Here is a 15,864-nt window from a genome sequence, read left to right on the forward strand (position 1 = left end):
TTATCCGGATCGAGCCTCTGCCAGTTTTGTATGCTTCTATTATGCCCGCATTGCCAACAATAATGCCCCCAGTGGGAAAGTCGGGTCCGCTGACAATTCCAAGAAGCCCCCCGATTTCAATTTGCGGGTTGGCGATTACGGCTTTTACAGCATCCGTAATCTCTCCAAGGTTGTGGGGCGGTATGTTGGTTGCCATTCCAACTGCAATTCCAGACGAACCGTTGACAAGCAGGTTCGGGAACTTGCACGGAAGCACTAAGGGCTCTTCAAGCGTATTGTCAAAATTTGGGGCAAATGAGATGGTCTTTTTCTCAATGTCCACAAGAAGTTCCTGCGCAAGCTTGTTCATCCTGACTTCCGTGTACCTCATTGCAGCTGCATTGTCACCGTCAATCGAGCCAAAGTTGCCCTGACCGTCGATAAGCGGAGCCCTAAGTGAGAAATCCTGGGCCATGCGCACCAGGGAGTCATAAATTGCCATGTCGCCGTGAGGGTGGTATTTTCCCAGTACTTCCCCCACAACACGGGCGGCCTTTTTGTAGGGCTTGTCATGAGTGTTTGAAAGCTCATGCATTGCGTATAGTATCCTGCGGTGCACTGGCTTGAGGCCATCGCGGATGTCAGGCAATGCCCTGCCGACAATTACTGACATTGCATAATCCAGGTAGCATGTCTGAAGCTCCTGTTCAATAGGCCGTTGGATAATAGAATCTGCCATTATAACCACTTTTTATAAAAGCCTCATACATCCAAATTTTTAACTTCTTTTGCATGGGCTTCTATAAACTGCCTTCTTGGCTCTACGACTTCCCCCATCAGGATTGTGAAAAGCTCGTCTGCCTTAATTGCGTCTGCAATGCCCACCTGCACAAGTGTCCTGGTTTGCGGGTCCATTGTCGTTTCCCAAAGCTGCTGGGGGTTCATTTCGCCCAAGCCCTTGTACCTTTGGATAGTCGGCTGGTTTGAGGAATCCTGGCCCAGCTCTGAAAGCGTCTTTTGAAGCTGGGCATCATTGAAAACATACTTTTCTATTTTTCCCTTCTTTGCTTTGTAAAGCGGGGGCTGCGCAATGTAAACATATCCGCTTTCGACCAACGGGCGCATGTGGCGGTAAAACAGAGTAAGCAAAAGCGTGCGTATGTGGGCCCCGTCAACATCCGCATCCGTCATAATTATTATCTTATGGTACCTGAGCTTTGAGATGTTGAAATCAGAATTGAAGTTTGTGCCAAGGGCAGTTATCAGGTTTCTTATCTGTTCGCTTGTCAGTATTTTGTTTATCTGGGCCTTTTCAACGTTAAGTATCTTGCCCCTCAGCGGCAAAATCGCCTGGGTCTGCCTGTCCCGGCCTTGTTTTGCGCTGCCGCCTGCGGAATCGCCCTCGACTATATACAGCTCTGAAAGTTTTGGGTCCTCTTCTATGCAATCTGCAAGCTTACCTGGCAGCACCGAGCCTTCAAGAACGTTTTTTCGCCTTATCAGCTCCTTGGCTTTCTGGGCTGCCTGCCTGGCCTGGGACGCCCTGTTGCACTTTTCCACTATTGCCTTTGCCTCAGAGGGGTGCTCCTCAAAATATGTCTTTAGCTTGTCGTTGACCGCCGCCTCGACAATGCCTTTTATCTCCGTGTTTCCAAGTTTTGTTTTTGTTTGCCCCTCAAATTGGGGATTTGTTATCTTGACTGAGACAATCGCCGTGAGGCCCTCCTTAATATCATCCCCTGAAAACCTTTCGTCCTTTTCCTTCAGGGTTTTGTTTTGGAAAGCATAGTCATTGACTATCCTTGTGAGCCCGGAGCGAAATCCTATGAGGTGGAATCCGCCCTCGTGGGTGTTTATATTGTTTGCAAAGGTGTATATGTTGTCAGAAAACGTATCAGTATACTGAAGGCCGACTTCAATGTTTGCATTGTCAGATTGCTTTGAAAAGTAAACTACCGGATGGATCGGTGTCTTGTTCTTGTTGATAAATTCAACAAATGACACAATACCCCCTTCAAACTGGAAAACCTCCTGCTGGCCATTGCGCCTGTCCGATAGGGTTATTTTGAGCCCTTTGTTGAGAAATGCAAGTTCCCTAAGCCGGTTTACAAGAATGTCAAAATTGTAATTTATGTCCTGGAAAATTTGCTTGTCTGGCTTGAAGCGTATCGTAGTGCCAATGCCTTGCGCATCGCCTATGACCTTGACGTCGCTTACCGCTTTTCCATATTCGCACCTTATGTAATGAGTTTTTCCATTGCGCCTGACTTTTGCTTCAAGGTATTCGGACAGTCCGTTGACAACCGATAAACCGACTCCGTGAAGGCCTCCAGACGCCTTGTAAACCTTTGAGTCAAACTTGCCACCTGCATGCAGCACCGTCATTACAACATGCAATGCGGATTTGCCGGTTTTGGGGTGGATTTCAACTGGAATGCCGCGGCCATCGTCATTAACTTCGATGGTGTTGTCCTGGTCAATTACAACTTCGATGTTTTTGCAATAACCGGCCGTGGCCTCGTCAATTGAATTGTCAACTACTTCGTATACAAGGTGGTGGAGCCCGGCAACCCCGGTGTCTCCTATGTACATTGCCGGCCTTTTCCTGACTGCCTCAAGTCCTTCGAGGATTTGGATGTCGTTTGCTGTGTAATCGCTCATTATTACCACATTATTATTGCAATAAACGCACGTTCACAGTTTTTGGCCGTGGGTTCGTCGCACATTATGACCACTAAGTCGGGTCGTTATTTTCCGAAGTTTTTAGGCTAGTTTCGCATTGTTTTTTTGCATCCGTCAAGTCGCCTTTTTATCTCGTAAATCTTATGTCAATATGTGCTCAACTCAAGTATATAAATCTGCGCCTTTGGGCGGTCTTTTCGGGCAGCCTTAAATACCTAACTTAGGGCTAAAATCTTCAGCCCGATGTTCCTAAACCTAAGCATCGGACCACAAGATTTATATCGTCAAGCTGAGCCTTAGTATGACTTACTTTTCAAGGTGGGTGCGTAAGATGGTTTCAAAAGGGACTATTAGGATAAAGACCGGCCTTGCCGAAATGCTCAAAGGCGGGGTGATTATGGATGTTGTCAATGTGGAACATTCAAAAATCGCCCAGGATGCAGGGGCAGTTTCAGTCATGGCCTTAGAGCGGGTTCCTGCAGACATTAGGGCGCACGGCGGGGTTGCAAGGATGTCTGACCCGTCTATGATTCTTGCCATAAAAAAAGCCGTAACAATTCCGGTTATGGCAAAATGCAGGATTGGACATTTTGTCGAGGCACAGATTCTCGAGCAGCTTGGTATTGATTTTATTGATGAATCCGAGGTTCTCACACCGGCGGATTCGCAGTTTCATGTTGACAAGTGGGCATTCAAAGTCCCTTTTGTATGTGGCTGCAGGAACCTTGGTGAGGCTTTAAGGCGGATTAATGAAGGTGCGGCCATGATTCGAACAAAAGGGGAGGCTGGGACAGGCAACATTGTCGAGGCAATTAGGCACATAAGAGCGGTTAAAAACGAGATAGAAATTTTGAAAGGCCAAAGCGAAAAGGAACTTGCCCGAAGTGCAAACCAGATGAGGGTTCCAGTTGAGCTTGTCAGCAAAACAAAGGAGCTTGGACGGCTGCCTGTTGTTAATTTTGCCGCAGGGGGCATTGCCACTCCAGCTGATGCGGCCCTGTGCATGCAACTGGGCTGCGATGGCGTTTTTGTCGGAAGCGGCATATTCAAGTCAAATAACCCGCCCAAGCTTGCACGGGCCATTGTAGATGCTGTTGCCCACTATAATGACAAAAAGCGGCTTTTAGAGGCCTCCAAAGACTTAGGCGAACCGATGAGAGGCCTTGAAATTTCAAGCATCCCGGAAGGGCAACTTCTTGCAAAAAGGGGAGTTTGAAAAAAAGAAATTAATCAATAATCAAAAAATAGGGTCACACGATGCGACGAACCATGCACTTAAGTGCTGGGCATGCCTGCACATGTGATTACTGCGCCCCGTAAAAACGTCTGAAGGCCGTGAGCATGGCCTCTAGGAGATTATTTAATGTTATATTGAGTTTAAGCAGCATGCAAAAAATCAGAAAGACAGGTGGGTTTGCCAGCAAGTCCTCTCTTAAGCTAGGTGTTTTGGCATTGCAAGGCGATGTCAAGGAGCACCTGGATGCGTGCAGGAATGCCGCAAAAGGCCTTGGTGTTGAATTAGAATTGGTTGAAGCCAGGGCCGAAAAAGATTTGGGCGGGCTTGATGGCCTAATCATCCCTGGCGGCGAATCAACGGTTTTTTGGAAGCTTCTTGAGCGAGAAAATATGCTTGATGCTGTTTGTGGCGTCCCGAATATTTTTGGGACATGCGCAGGGCTAATCTTGCTGAGTAAAAAGATTGAAGGCAGCGCAGCCGGCCAAAAATCGCTTGGATTGCTGGACATTTCAGTAAAAAGAAATGCTTATGGCCCGCAGGGAGAGTCGTTTGAGGCGGATGTTGCCTGCAACATAACGGATATTACTAAAGATTGCAAAGGCAAAGTGCACAAAGTTGCTTTCATCAGGGCCCCGCAGATAACCTGGGTGGGTGCCGAGGTCATTGCACTTGCAAGGCTTGATAAACGGGTAGTGGGTGTATATTCTGAGAAAACAGAGGGCTTGTCAAAGAGGTTTTTCATGGGCCTTGCGTTTCACCCGGAAATTACGGGCACAACTTATTTTCACGGGCTATTTATGGAAAAGATGCTTGAGAACAGAGGCATGTAAAATAAAAAAGCAGGGTACTATGTTTTTCCGGACAGGCAAGCTTGGCAAATGCCGTTTTTTGAATGGCTTTGGCAACACGGCTTTCCGCATAGGATGCAAAATGAGTAAACTGGTTTTGAACAGACAATGCAAAGGCCGCTTGACTGCATGAACTTATTTTGGCAATAGCATATAAAAAAGATTTCAGATTCCTGGATGGTGAAAAACTGCATCCGCATTCCCGATTTTGCTTGGCTGCGAAAGCTTTGGGCTTAGTGGAAAAAAAGCAACCACGTCGCGGCAAACATGATGGCGACCCCAAGCAGCCTCTCCTTCAAATTCTCCTTGAATTCCCTCTCTGCAAGGAACAACGTGATTACGGTTCCAAGAATGGAGGCAGGTTCCGCAATGCTTATTTCTATTGCGGTAAAGGCAAAAAGAAGGCACATGTAAGAATACGCATTCACTGCACCGCTTATGATTGCAAGCTTGGACCTTTCAACAAGAAGCTTTTTTGCCAGATGGACCTTTTTCCTTAGGATAAGCGCTAAAAGCAAAAACAGCGCCATTCCAAGCATTGTAAAAAAAGAATAGAACATTGGGTTGACATTTTTCACAACAAACCCGTCCATAATACGGCCGATTGCAATAAATAGCGATGCAGCAAGCATAAACTGACGGGCGCGTATGGTAAGAAGCGATTTAAGCGATGCGATGATGCTATTTCTGCGGCTTAAAAACGAGGACCCATAGACGAGAAGCAGCATGCCTGCAACTTTGAAAAAAGACAGTGGCTCCCCAAGGAAAACGAATGCAAGGACAAGAAGGAAGAACAGGTTGAAATTGTAAAGGGGGCTTACAAGCGAGACTTCGCCTTCGGACAGGGATTTGACATAAAGCCAAACGCCGGCACCGTAAAACAGGCTTGTGGCGGCTGCAAAATAAACGAAATCAAACGAGTGCGGGGCAGGTGCAAGGAAAGCAAATGGGAGAAGGAAAATGGCCGCTATGCCAAAAAATAGGAATGCCGTTGCGTTACTGTCCTACGAATCGCCAAGCTTTTTGACGATTATGCGCTCGTACCCAAGAAGCACGATGCGACCAATAAGGGCCAGGTATTCAAGCATGGATCCGCTGCTCCAGGATTAAGACATAGAGGCAACCGACTGGCTAAACCAGGATGCCATATCCGCAAAGCCGCCAGCGCTGGCCAATCCTGCGCGAAAGTGCCAATTTTGACTTGGGGCTTGCGCAAATGGGCCTTTTTAGCTTGAGGTAAAGCCTGTTGGCCTTTGTCTTTAACACAAGCCCGATTGTGGTTGCTGTTCCAACCGAGAGGACTACTGGGTCATTAGGCTTGAATGGAACATTCTCAAACTCGGTTCTTTTAAGCAGAGAAGGCTCCACTTCTATCTCAGATTTGACATCGGGAAGGCTTCCTGGATGCCCGACCAGGTTGCCGACAAGTGTGTCTGATTTTGTTATTGAAGGGTCGAGAGTTGTGCCAATTCCGATAAGGCCGCCTGGACCGACTGACTGCACAGACTCCTCCGAGCAATGGAGCTCGGACACACTTAGTATCACCGGTTCAACGGATTCAGAATCCTTGAGCTTTTTTGTGATTCCAGGCCTAAGCTCTATTGTGTCGCCCACCTTTAGGGACCCCTGAATAAGCGAGCCGCCTATGACACCGCCTTTGATTGATTCAATGCTTGAACCTGGCTTGTTGATGTCAAATGAGCGTGTTACATACATGAGAGGCTTTGCGGCCTGGCTTCTTTTAGGGGTTTTTACATATTCCTCAATTGCTTCAATAACCGAGTCCAAATTAACATTATTATTTGCAGAAATCGGTATTACTGGGGCGTTTTGGGCAACAGTGCCTTTGGTGAAGTTTTTTATTTGCTTGTAGTTTTCCATGGCCTTTTCTTTTGATACTAGGTCAACTTTATTTTGGATTATCACTATGTTTTTTATTCCTAGGATTTCGATAACGCTCATGTGCTCTGCCGTCTGTGGCTGCGGACAATGCTCGTTTGCTGCAATCACAAGAATTGCCCCGTCAATGATGCTTGAGGCGGATATTGCAGTTGTCATAAGCGTTTCATGCCCTGGCGCATCAAGGAACGACACCCTTCTCAAAAGCTTGCTTTTTGATTTGCAGGAAGGGCACTCCTCCTTGGCGCTAAACACCGCAGGTTTGCACTTGAGGCACTTGTAGAAGGAGGCGTCTGCATAGCCAATCTTGATTGTTATGCCTCGCTTTAGCTCTTCAGAGTGCGTGTCAGTCCACTTGCCAGTAAGCATGCGCGTAAGGCTTGTCTTGCCATGGTCCACATGGCCAAGCATTCCGATATTCACTTCTGCTTGCAATAAATCGCCTTTGCAATTATCCTGATGGCAATGGCGCACTTTGGCACATGCCGCGCTTCCTTTTACTTCTTTTCCTTTTTCTCCTCCTTTTTCTCTGCTTTCGGGAATGTGGTTTCAAGCGGCGTTGCGCCAGCTGCCTTCACTTTGGTATTAATCTGGACGATTTGGGAATCCACAGTATTTCCGTGGACCGTTTTCCTTGACCTCTGGCCTTTGTGGCTTGGCCTAAACCCGGGCCCTTGCGTAAGCACAATTCTTGCCCTTCTGCCGCCGCTGACATCATTCCTCATCGGAAAACCTGAAATGTCAGAACCGCCGGTTATTTCAAGGGTATAGCCTGCGGCCCCGATTATGCCGCCCTCTATTTCATCGCCTATTTTTTTTCCGTATAGCTGGGGCTCCTTGTCTTTTGCAAGCTCTGCCTGGTAGGACTTTCCGCTTTTCTCGCTTATCACTATTTTCATGTTAACACCCGAGCCGATGTTTCAGACTCAGCAATTTATTTTTTCTCAGTCTTTGAAGAAAGAGGATTTAATATTCCACATTTTGATTTATAAAACTTGGGTTGTTAGAGCTTTGCCAAAATAAAGAAAAATAGTGGCAGGGTGCCCATCCCTGCCAATGCCTTTTCAAAGTTCCTAAAAGCCAAATAGAGCTGCGATTGCCTTGGCATCAAGCGTTTTTGCAATTCCAGCAACCCCTGCCTGGACAACAAAGGATACGGAAAACAGCACCGATGCCATCAGTATCGCCACAGCCACGTTGCCATTGTTGATTTCCTTCCATTCGTCTATCTCCTTTGTTATCTTGTCAAGGATTATGATGGCAAGGTAAATGGCTATTATCGCAACAACGACGCCAATTACTAGGTTGACGATTCCTATTCCAAAAGCAAGCAACAGCGCGACTGTTGTCATGCCCGGGGTTATTGAGCCAGTCAGGGACCAAATGCCCGACTGGACAACGTTCGCGATGGAGAGAATTACTGCGCCAAGAAGTATGCCCACCGCCACATTTCCCTTTTTGAGTTCTTTCATTTCATCTGTCCTTTTGGTTATCTTGTCAAAGGTCTTCAGGCCCAGATATATGGATGCCATTGAAATTACAAGCCCGATGACAAGCTGCAATATTCCCAGAACTACGCCTGTTGAAATCTCGGTTATTCCTCCCACCGTATCACCTTCCAATCTGCATATTGCTTAAACTAGAACTAAACAAAGTGGCTAGTAATATTTTGCTTCCCCTTTAAATACTTCACTGAAAAATACGGGCCTGTTTTCCCATTCCTAATCTTTTTTTAGCTTGAGTATGGCCTGTGCCATGTCGCCGCCTGATTCTAAAAGCGCTTCCCTGGCCTGTTTTTCGCTTGCGCCAGTCTGTTCCATAACAAGCTGCAGGTCCTGCTGCGATATGCTTGCCTCCCTTAAGACAGTTCCTGCTATCTGGTAGGAGGTTTGTCCCTGCATTACGATTTGTGTAACCTGGGGGTTGGTTATTATGATGTTCTCCCCCTCGCATTCAATGAGGACTTTTTTTGCAGCTATTTCCTTGTTTTCAATGCCCATCTGCTGCATCATTTTTTTAACGGACTTGGGGTCAAAGCCCATCATAGCGCCCACCTGCCTGTCTGCCCTACCTGCCTCTCAGTCCTTTTTCTTGGCTTGGATGGTTTGGGTTTTGTGTATCTCGATTTTCTTTATTGGCGAAACTTTTTTTATCCTTGAATATATCTTTTGGGAAAGTTTCCCAAACAGTATATCCTGGACAAACTGGTTGAAATCAGCGTTTGCAGCATAGGACTTGACTTCTTCCTGTATCATTGCCCTCAACGAGGATTTGGCCCTGTCCGAAACCCGGACGGCAGTGACTACTGTTGATTTTACCCTGATTTTCCGCCCGTCCTTGGTTGCCACGTCGGCAACATTATTGATTACAGACCTGCGCCTTCTGGCAAGCGTGCGAATGTAGGCAGGAGCAAGCTCGTGGCCGACATATTCCGTGTGCGCGCTCTTGCCCTTCACATCGTTGACCTTGAAGTAGATTGCAGTGTAAGCCCCCGACATGCTTAGCGCACCTGTAAGGTCGCTAAGGTTTGCCTTCACCTTGCGCCCAAGCAGATTGGCTTCATCGGAGCTTACCAGCTGGCCTATCTCCTTGCTGTTGAATATTTCAGGCGCAATTACCGTGTACCAGGACTTTGTTTTCCAGGTGTCGATTACCTTGCCCTTTGATTTTTTTGCCTGTTGCTGCACTTCCGCCATCAAAAATCACCTGTGGGATAATAGTCGTTTACTTTACAAGCAATGCGGCCTTTTCAGGCTCGTATATCCATCCATCCGGCAGCTTGCCGCTGTTGCCGTAGTACTTGACAAGCCTGTTGATTTTGGATTCAATATGCCTTAGCTTGACTTTGTTGTGGTTGTCCTGCTTGTTTGCGCCAAGATGCTTCCTGACATTGACGGCGCGCCTGATAAGCGACAGGAGATCCTCCGGGTATTCAAGTTTCTGCCCGGATGCCTTCACGATTTTTGTGATGCTCTTGCCTGCAACATTGCGCACAGAAGGGACACCGTAGACATCTCGGAGTTTCTGCCCAATCTGGGCAATCTCCATGCCCTCCTTCCTCAGCTTCATCACAAGGTCCTCCACCTCGTGGGCCGAGTAGCCGACCCATTCAGGGGAAGTCTTGTTGGCAGGCTTTTTTGAGCCTGACTTGCCGTGCTTTTTTGAATGCAAACGTGCCATTTATCCACCTTCCTATCTCATTTTTTATTTATGAATTCTGCAAGCTTAGACAGCGCCTTTGACCTGTGCGAAACCTTTGCTTTTTCAATTTTGTCCTGTGCAAATGTCATTTTTGACCCGCTTGGAATAAAAATCGGGTCAAATCCAAAACCCGATTTTCCCAATTCCGTACGCGATATTTTGCCCTTGCACCTGCCTGAAAAAACCCTTATTGACTTTCCAGTGCAATGTGCGATTGAGCACCTGAATTCAGCCTTCCGGTTATTGCAACCTGACAAAAGCTTCAGAATGCCCGAGCACCCCAACTTCCCCAATGCAAACTTGGAGTAAGCGCAAGGAAATCCATTAAGGCTGTGGATGTACAACCCAGAATCTTCAACAAAGAAAGCGGCTTTGTATTTGCCTGATTGTTGCATTGCAGATTCTCTTGCTACCTCTGCAACATCCTCCGACCGTATCTCGTTTGCCTTGCCAGGCGCTTGTTTTATTATTATCCCATGCTGCTTTAAAAAGTTATGCGCCTCCCTGAATTTATGCGCGTTTGAGGTTGCAAATATAAGCCTTTCTGCAATTTTTGCCATAAATTCTACACCTAATCAATCGAAGTTCGCAATTTCATTACTCTGGTGAGTTTATTCATTACGGTTTAATCAGTTGGCTTGGGCAGTTTTCTTACAATTTGCTTTCATTGGGCATGGAAATAAAAATAACTATAAGAAATGGCAACAAAAAGCAGCCAGCACATGAACGAATAGATGGCGATTATATTTGTTTCAAGGCTTGAGAATGCAAGCAGCCCGACTGCAATTACAAGCGCACAGGGGGTTGCGACGCTTATTGATTTTGCAAAGTCGAGCTTTCGGCTTATGCTGCTGCCTTTCCCAGGCTGGTTTTTAGAGGATGAGGGAGCTGCCTTTTTGCCTCCCTGAATTTTTCCTTCCGTCTCCATGATAAAACCACTTCAATTATAGATTAGCTAACTATTTTGAGCTTCAGCTCGCCTGCGGCAAAAGAAACGCTCTTGGCCCCTGTTGTCGCCTTGATTACCTCCAGGCAGGATGCCAAGTCCTCGGGGCTTGTTATTTGCAGCGACTCGATTGGCGTGTTGAGCGCAAGCTTGTTTGAAGCCTTGAACTGTCGAACCTGCGAGACAATCTGGTTTAAAAGCAAAGAGGTTTTTTCCGCATCAGGAAAAACAAGCCTGTCATCCTTTGCAGGCCAGGATGACGTGTGGATAGAACCTCCTGAAGCCTTTGCCCCCTCCTGGCCTGAAAAAATTGTGAATATCTCCTCAGTCACATGTGGCGCTATTGGGGCAAGAAGCTTGATTGTGTTGAGAAGCACGGTGTGCAGTGTGAACTGTGCCGCTCTCTTGCTGGCGCTGCTTGTGCCTTGCTGGTAAATTCTGTACTTGACATATTCAAGATAAAAATCGCAAACTTCGTGCCAGAAAAATTCCTGCATTGACTTTATTGCGTGGTGGTATTCGAAATTTTCAAAATCCTCGCTTACCGAATAAATCAGCCCCTGCAGCCTTGAGAGAATCCACCTGTCAACTGTCTCGAGGGATGCCAATTCGCTGCCGTCAGGCTCAAAGCCTGAAATTGACTGGCTGGCAAATTTTGCCGCGTTCCAAAGCTTGTTGAGAAAACTTTTCGAATATGTGAGGTCCTGGTAGGAAAACGGCCTGTCCTTTGCCATTGCCCCCGAAAGGGCTGCCCACTGCCTGACCGAATCGGCATAGTAGTCGTCAATAAGCTTGTCCGGGGCGATTATGTTTCCAAGGCTCTTGCTCATTTTTTTCCCGTCCGGGGCAAGCACGTTGCCGTTTAACAAAAGTTCCTTGAAAGGAGGCCTGCCGGCAAGCTGCATGCACCTGTAGATTGTGTAGTAGGCCCAAGTCCTGATGATTTCGACTCCTTGCGGCCTGAGGCTGATTGGATAGAATTTTTTAAACATTGATTGGTTGCCTGGCCAGCCGGATATCACAAGGGGCGTAATGCTTGAGTCTATCCAGCAGTCGCATGTGGAAGATTCGGCAACAAGCGTCTCCCCGCACTCGCAAGCCTTGGCATTAGCAAGCGGGGGATTTACCGGAAGCTCATCCAGGCTTGCAGTATAATCCTTGTTGCATTTAGCGCAGTACCAGAATGGAAGGGGGGTTCCAAATACCCTTTGGCGGGAAATCACCCAGTCCCATTCCACATTGCTTGCCCAGTCCACAAGATGGGAGATTGCAAAGTCTGGAACCCAGCGCATTGTTTTGGCCGCCTCGATTATTTCCTTGTCCTTGCCCTTTATTTTTCCAAACCACTGGGTGGAAAGCATTAGCTCGACTGGCTTTTTGCACCTGTCATGGACTTTTACTGCCTGATGAAGGGGCTCTATTTTGATGACTTTGCCTTCTTCCCCAAGCCTTTCGATGATTTTCTTTTTTGCCTCAGGGGCTTTGAGCCCATTGAGATAATCAGGCCCGTTTATAATGCGGCCTGAGGCGTCAAATGCCTCGATTATTGGGAGGCCGTACCTGTACATCCACACAACGTCCATCTTGTCCCCGAAAGTGCACACCATCAGGGCGCCTGAGCCAAAATTCATGTCCACGTCCTTGTCCGGCATCATTTTGACTTTATTGCCAAGCGGTGTTGTGATTGTCTCATTTGCATAATTCGCATATCTTTTGTCTGTTGGATTAAACAAAACTGCAACGCATGCATGCAGAAGCTCGGCCCTTGAAGTTGCAATCGGTATGGCCTGGCCATTTGGGCCCGTGAATTTTAGGAAATTAAGCTGGCTGTCCCGCTCAAGCTCTTCAGTATCTGATTTTGCAAGGGCCGAGCGGCAGTTAGGGCACCAGAAAACCGGGTGCTTTGCCCTGAAAACAAGCCCTTTTTCATACATCTTGATTAGCGAATGCTGGACTGCCTTGTGGTATTCCGGCGACATTGTCTTGTATTCATATCTCCAGTCTGGCGAAAAGCCCATGGAGTTCATTTGAGCTTTCATCTTCTCAATGCACGAATTGGTCCATTCTATGCAAAGGCTTCGGAATTCCTCCGGAGGCTTTCTCCCGTATTTTTGTTCCACCTTGACTTCAGTTGGAAAGCCCTGGCAGTCCCAGCCTTGCGGGTAATAGACATTGAATCCCTTCATCCGTTTGTAGCGGGCTATGAAATCAAAATACGAGTAGGAGAGCACATGGCCCATGTGCAAGTCCCCGGAAGTGAATGGAGGGGGGGTGTCAATGGAATAGATTGGCCTTGAGGAATCAACTTCATCAAACTTGTAAGTGTCTTTTTCCTTCCAGTATTCCTGCCACTTTATTTCAACTGACCTATTGTAGCGCTCTTCCATCAAAATCAATTGGCATATGCAGTGAAAATATTTTTTTAAGCTGATGTTTAGACACTAATTTGTGATGCTGGGTTTTTTAAGGCCTTGTTAGATTGGCGCCTGAAAATACCATAATTTAAAAACATGTTTAACTATAAAATTAAACAAAATATACGGGATACTGGGCATTTTTACCGCTAATTCGAAGATTCAATTGTTGGAAATCCTAAAGTCAAAAATCGAGCCTGGCAATTAAGACATGCACTAAGCTGGATTTTTTACATGCATTGTTTTATCGCCGAGGCCATCTTGCATGCCGAACACAGCTCTTGCCTTGAAGAGGTCGGCTCGCCGCATTTTTTGCAGTTTTTTAACGTCCCTTCAGCTATACTAATTTTGCCGTTTTTGGAATTAAGAGCTGCCGCAATCCCATGCATTGCCTTGAATATGCGGACTTTTGTTCCAGGGTACTTGTCTTCAAAGTCGTTTAGCATGTTTCTCACGTGTTGTCTGAATGCCTTGTTAGCATAAGGGCACTCCTGAAAATGGATTGGGAGGCCCTTGAGCATTGCATAAAGGGCGATTTCCCTTTCCGGCAGTTCCATTAAAGGCTTGATGCGGGGCACAAAATCAGCCTGTTCTTCATTTGACGCATTGCCAAAGCGCAATATTTTGCCCAAATCGTTTCTCATTATATTCATTAGGTATGTCTGCGCCATGTCGTCAAGATTATGGCCGATTGCAAGCAGGGCGGCTTTTGCCTTTTTTGAGGCTCTGTTGAGTATTGACCTTCTGAAAACGCCGCAGTGGCTGCAGGGAAGGCTTTTTGGCAGCACCCCAACCGCGCTATCCTGGGTAAATCCAAATTCCTTTTTGAAAGAGGTGACAATAAGCGGGATTTTCAGCTTTTTTGCCTGGCTTGCCGCAACTTTAAGGGTGTGGGAGCGGTAGCCTGCAATGCCTTCATCAACGGTGATTGCAGTGAGTTTCAAAGGGAGGCTTTTTGAGAGCATAAAAAGCAGGTGCATCATTACAACACTGTCCTTTCCGCCAGACAAGCCTATTGCAACATGGTCGCCCCTTTTGAGCATTTTGTGCTCCCGGACAGTGCCTTTGAATCTTTTTTCAACTGACTCAAGAAAGTGTTTTTTGCACAAATGCGTGCCGCTTGTGCAAAGCGCCACAGCGGCATGTTGGGCGCACTTGGCGCAGGGTGACTTGTTTTGCATAATTGTCTAGCCGCCAAAAACGACTTTGATGACCTCAATCCTGTCACCGGTCTCAAGAACCGCCGACTCTGGGCATACCTTCCCGTTCACCTTTACAACAGAGGTTTGCCTGCTGTGCTTTCCCAATGCAAGAAAATCAAGGACTGTTGAGCCTGCCTTGAGCAGGTGTTTTTTTCCATTGGAGTAAACGGTTATGGCGGATTTATCGACCATGTAGCAATTTTCTACTAGGATATTTATATATGACTTGCAACCAAAGTGGTTTAGCGCAAAAACGGGGTGTCGTTTTTTGGCGGGTGGATTGATGGTCAGGATAACTAAAATTATTGCACGCGAAATAATTGATTCTAGGGGAAACCCGACTGTTGAGGCGGAAGCCCACACGCAGGACATGTTTGCCAGGGCATGCGCCCCAAGCGGCGCGTCAACAGGCAAGCATGAGGCATTGGAGCTTAGGGACGGGGGGGCAAGGTTTGGCGGCAAGGGAGTGATAAAGGCCTGCGAAAATGTCAACAAGCTTGTTTCCAAGCGGCTAACAAACAGGGACTTTTCCTCCTTTGAGCAGATTGACGCGGAAATGATATCACTTGACGGGACGCCAAACAAGTCCAGGCTTGGGGCAAATGCAACCACTGCAGTTTCCCTTGCCTGCGCAAAGCTTCTTGCAGGAGCTGAAGGCCAGTCCCTGTTTGAATATTTGGGTGGAAGTATTTTGCCGGTGCCCATGATGAATGTGATAAACGGGGGCGTGCACTCGGGAAGCGGCCTGTCCATACAGGAATTCATGATAATGCCTTACGGGGCAAAATCTTTTTCTGAAAGCCTTAAGATTGGCTGCGAAATCTACCACCAGCTTGGAAAATCGCTAAAGCAAAAATTTGGCCCCTCGGCAAAAAACATTGGGGATGAAGGAGGTTATGCGCCGCCTTTGAAAAACACCGAGGAGGCGATAGAAACAATGGAGGCGGCAATTCAGGAGCTTGGATATGAAAAAGAAGTTGGAATTGCCCTTGATGCAGCATCCAACTCATTTTATGACGCGGCCAGCAAAAAATACCTCATTGACGGGCATGCCTTGCCGCCAGACAGGCTTGCGGAATTCTATGAGTCGCTTGCAAATAAGCACCGCATAGTTTCCATAGAAGACCCTTTTGAGGAGGAGGATTTTGCTTCTTTTTCGCGTCTAAAAAAAGCCATAGGAAAAAAAGTCCAGATAGTCGGGGACGACCTTCTTGTGACGCAGGTGAGCCGAATTGATAAGGCAATGGGACTGGATTGCGCAAACGCGCTATTGCTAAAGGTCAATCAGGTCGGGACGCTGTCAGAATCAATTGAGGCGGCCAAAAAGTGCTACAGGAGCGGGTGGGGAGTTATCGTGAGCCACAGGTCGGGGGAAACTGAGGATACGAGTATTGCGGAAATTTCTGTTGGCATTGAATCCGGACAGATAAAAACCGGAGCGCCCGCCAGAAGCGAG

16 protein-coding genes and 1 pseudogene are annotated in these 15,864 nt (G+C 47.1%); 3 read left to right on the top strand and 14 right to left on the bottom strand.

The window, feature by feature from the left end; all coding sequences use genetic code 11:
- Both FJZ26_00795 and gyrB read right to left on the bottom strand, forming a co-directional pair.
- The coding region (locus tag FJZ26_00795) for a DNA gyrase subunit A (GenBank protein MBM3228944.1) at positions 1–718 on the bottom strand (718 nt) is incomplete at its 3' end.
- 23 nt (positions 719–741) lie between these two features.
- Positions 742–2,640 carry a DNA topoisomerase (ATP-hydrolyzing) subunit B gene (gene gyrB / locus FJZ26_00800; GenBank protein MBM3228945.1) on the bottom strand — a complete coding sequence of 633 codons (1,899 nt, stop codon included), beginning with the start codon at positions 2,638–2,640 and terminating at the stop codon, positions 742–744.
- A gap of 352 nt (positions 2,641–2,992) precedes the next feature.
- Between gyrB and pdxS the strand changes: the two genes are divergently transcribed.
- Both pdxS and pdxT read left to right on the top strand, forming a co-directional pair.
- Positions 2,993–3,877 carry a pyridoxal 5'-phosphate synthase lyase subunit PdxS gene (gene pdxS, locus FJZ26_00805; GenBank protein ID MBM3228946.1) on the top strand — a complete coding sequence of 295 codons (885 nt, stop codon included), beginning with the start codon at positions 2,993–2,995 and terminating at the stop codon, positions 3,875–3,877.
- A 125-nt stretch (positions 3,878–4,002) separates the two neighbouring features.
- Positions 4,003–4,728, top strand: a complete 726-nt coding sequence (pdxT, locus tag FJZ26_00810; protein ID MBM3228947.1) for a pyridoxal 5'-phosphate synthase glutaminase subunit PdxT — start codon at positions 4,003–4,005, stop codon at positions 4,726–4,728.
- Positions 4,729–4,979: 251 nt separating this feature from the next.
- On the opposite strand, the pseudogene FJZ26_00815 reads toward pdxT, so the two are convergent.
- The 12 genes and pseudogenes from FJZ26_00815 to FJZ26_00870 all read right to left on the bottom strand — a co-directional run bounded on the left by FJZ26_00815 (position 4,980) and on the right by FJZ26_00870 (position 14,780).
- Positions 4,980–5,834, bottom strand: a pseudogene (locus tag FJZ26_00815) (DMT family transporter).
- 43 nt (positions 5,835–5,877) lie between these two features.
- Positions 5,878–7,056, bottom strand: a complete 1,179-nt coding sequence (locus tag FJZ26_00820; protein ID MBM3228948.1) for a translation initiation factor IF-2 subunit gamma — start codon at positions 7,054–7,056, stop codon at positions 5,878–5,880.
- 86 nt (positions 7,057–7,142) lie between these two features.
- A complete protein-coding gene (locus tag FJZ26_00825; protein ID MBM3228949.1) occupies positions 7,143–7,544 on the bottom strand; it encodes a 30S ribosomal protein S6e in 402 nt (133 codons plus the stop codon).
- Between the two features lie 174 nt (positions 7,545–7,718).
- Complete coding sequence (locus FJZ26_00830) at positions 7,719–8,252, bottom strand: DUF350 domain-containing protein (GenBank protein MBM3228950.1); 534 nt, start codon at positions 8,250–8,252, stop codon at positions 7,719–7,721.
- 114 nt (positions 8,253–8,366) lie between these two features.
- Positions 8,367–8,690 carry a nascent polypeptide-associated complex protein gene (locus FJZ26_00835; protein MBM3228951.1) on the bottom strand — a complete coding sequence of 108 codons (324 nt, stop codon included), beginning with the start codon at positions 8,688–8,690 and terminating at the stop codon, positions 8,367–8,369.
- Between the two features lie 33 nt (positions 8,691–8,723).
- On the bottom strand, positions 8,724–9,341 hold the full coding sequence (locus FJZ26_00840; protein ID MBM3228952.1) for a 30S ribosomal protein S3ae: 618 nt from the start codon (positions 9,339–9,341) through the stop codon (positions 8,724–8,726).
- 28 nt (positions 9,342–9,369) lie between these two features.
- The gene (locus FJZ26_00845) at positions 9,370–9,825 is read right to left on the bottom strand and encodes a 30S ribosomal protein S15 (GenBank protein ID MBM3228953.1); all 456 of its coding nucleotides are present in this window, start codon (positions 9,823–9,825) and stop codon (positions 9,370–9,372) included.
- Positions 9,826–9,842: 17 nt separating this feature from the next.
- On the bottom strand, positions 9,843–10,406 hold the full coding sequence (gene rdgB, locus FJZ26_00850; protein ID MBM3228954.1) for an RdgB/HAM1 family non-canonical purine NTP pyrophosphatase: 564 nt from the start codon (positions 10,404–10,406) through the stop codon (positions 9,843–9,845).
- Positions 10,407–10,510: 104 nt separating this feature from the next.
- Entirely contained in the window at positions 10,511–10,774 is a 264-nt protein-coding gene (locus FJZ26_00855) for a hypothetical protein (GenBank protein ID MBM3228955.1), read from the bottom strand.
- Positions 10,775–10,797: 23 nt separating this feature from the next.
- The gene (locus FJZ26_00860) at positions 10,798–13,179 is read right to left on the bottom strand and encodes a valine--tRNA ligase (protein ID MBM3228956.1); all 2,382 of its coding nucleotides are present in this window, start codon (positions 13,177–13,179) and stop codon (positions 10,798–10,800) included.
- 257 nt (positions 13,180–13,436) lie between these two features.
- Entirely contained in the window at positions 13,437–14,387 is a 951-nt protein-coding gene (locus FJZ26_00865; protein ID MBM3228957.1) for a TIGR00269 family protein, read from the bottom strand.
- Between the two features lie 6 nt (positions 14,388–14,393).
- Positions 14,394–14,780 carry a MoaD/ThiS family protein gene (locus tag FJZ26_00870; GenBank protein MBM3228958.1) on the bottom strand — a complete coding sequence of 129 codons (387 nt, stop codon included), beginning with the start codon at positions 14,778–14,780 and terminating at the stop codon, positions 14,394–14,396.
- Here FJZ26_00870 and FJZ26_00875 point away from each other — a divergent pair.
- Positions 14,692–15,864, top strand: a 1,173-nt coding sequence (locus FJZ26_00875) for a phosphopyruvate hydratase (GenBank protein ID MBM3228959.1), incomplete at its 3' end; no start/stop codon positions are given. The genes FJZ26_00870 and FJZ26_00875 overlap by 89 nt on opposite strands.

Source organism: Candidatus Parvarchaeota archaeon (assembly GCA_016866895.1).
In the GTDB taxonomy this organism is placed as follows: Archaea; Micrarchaeota; Micrarchaeia; order Anstonellales; family VGKX01; genus VGKX01.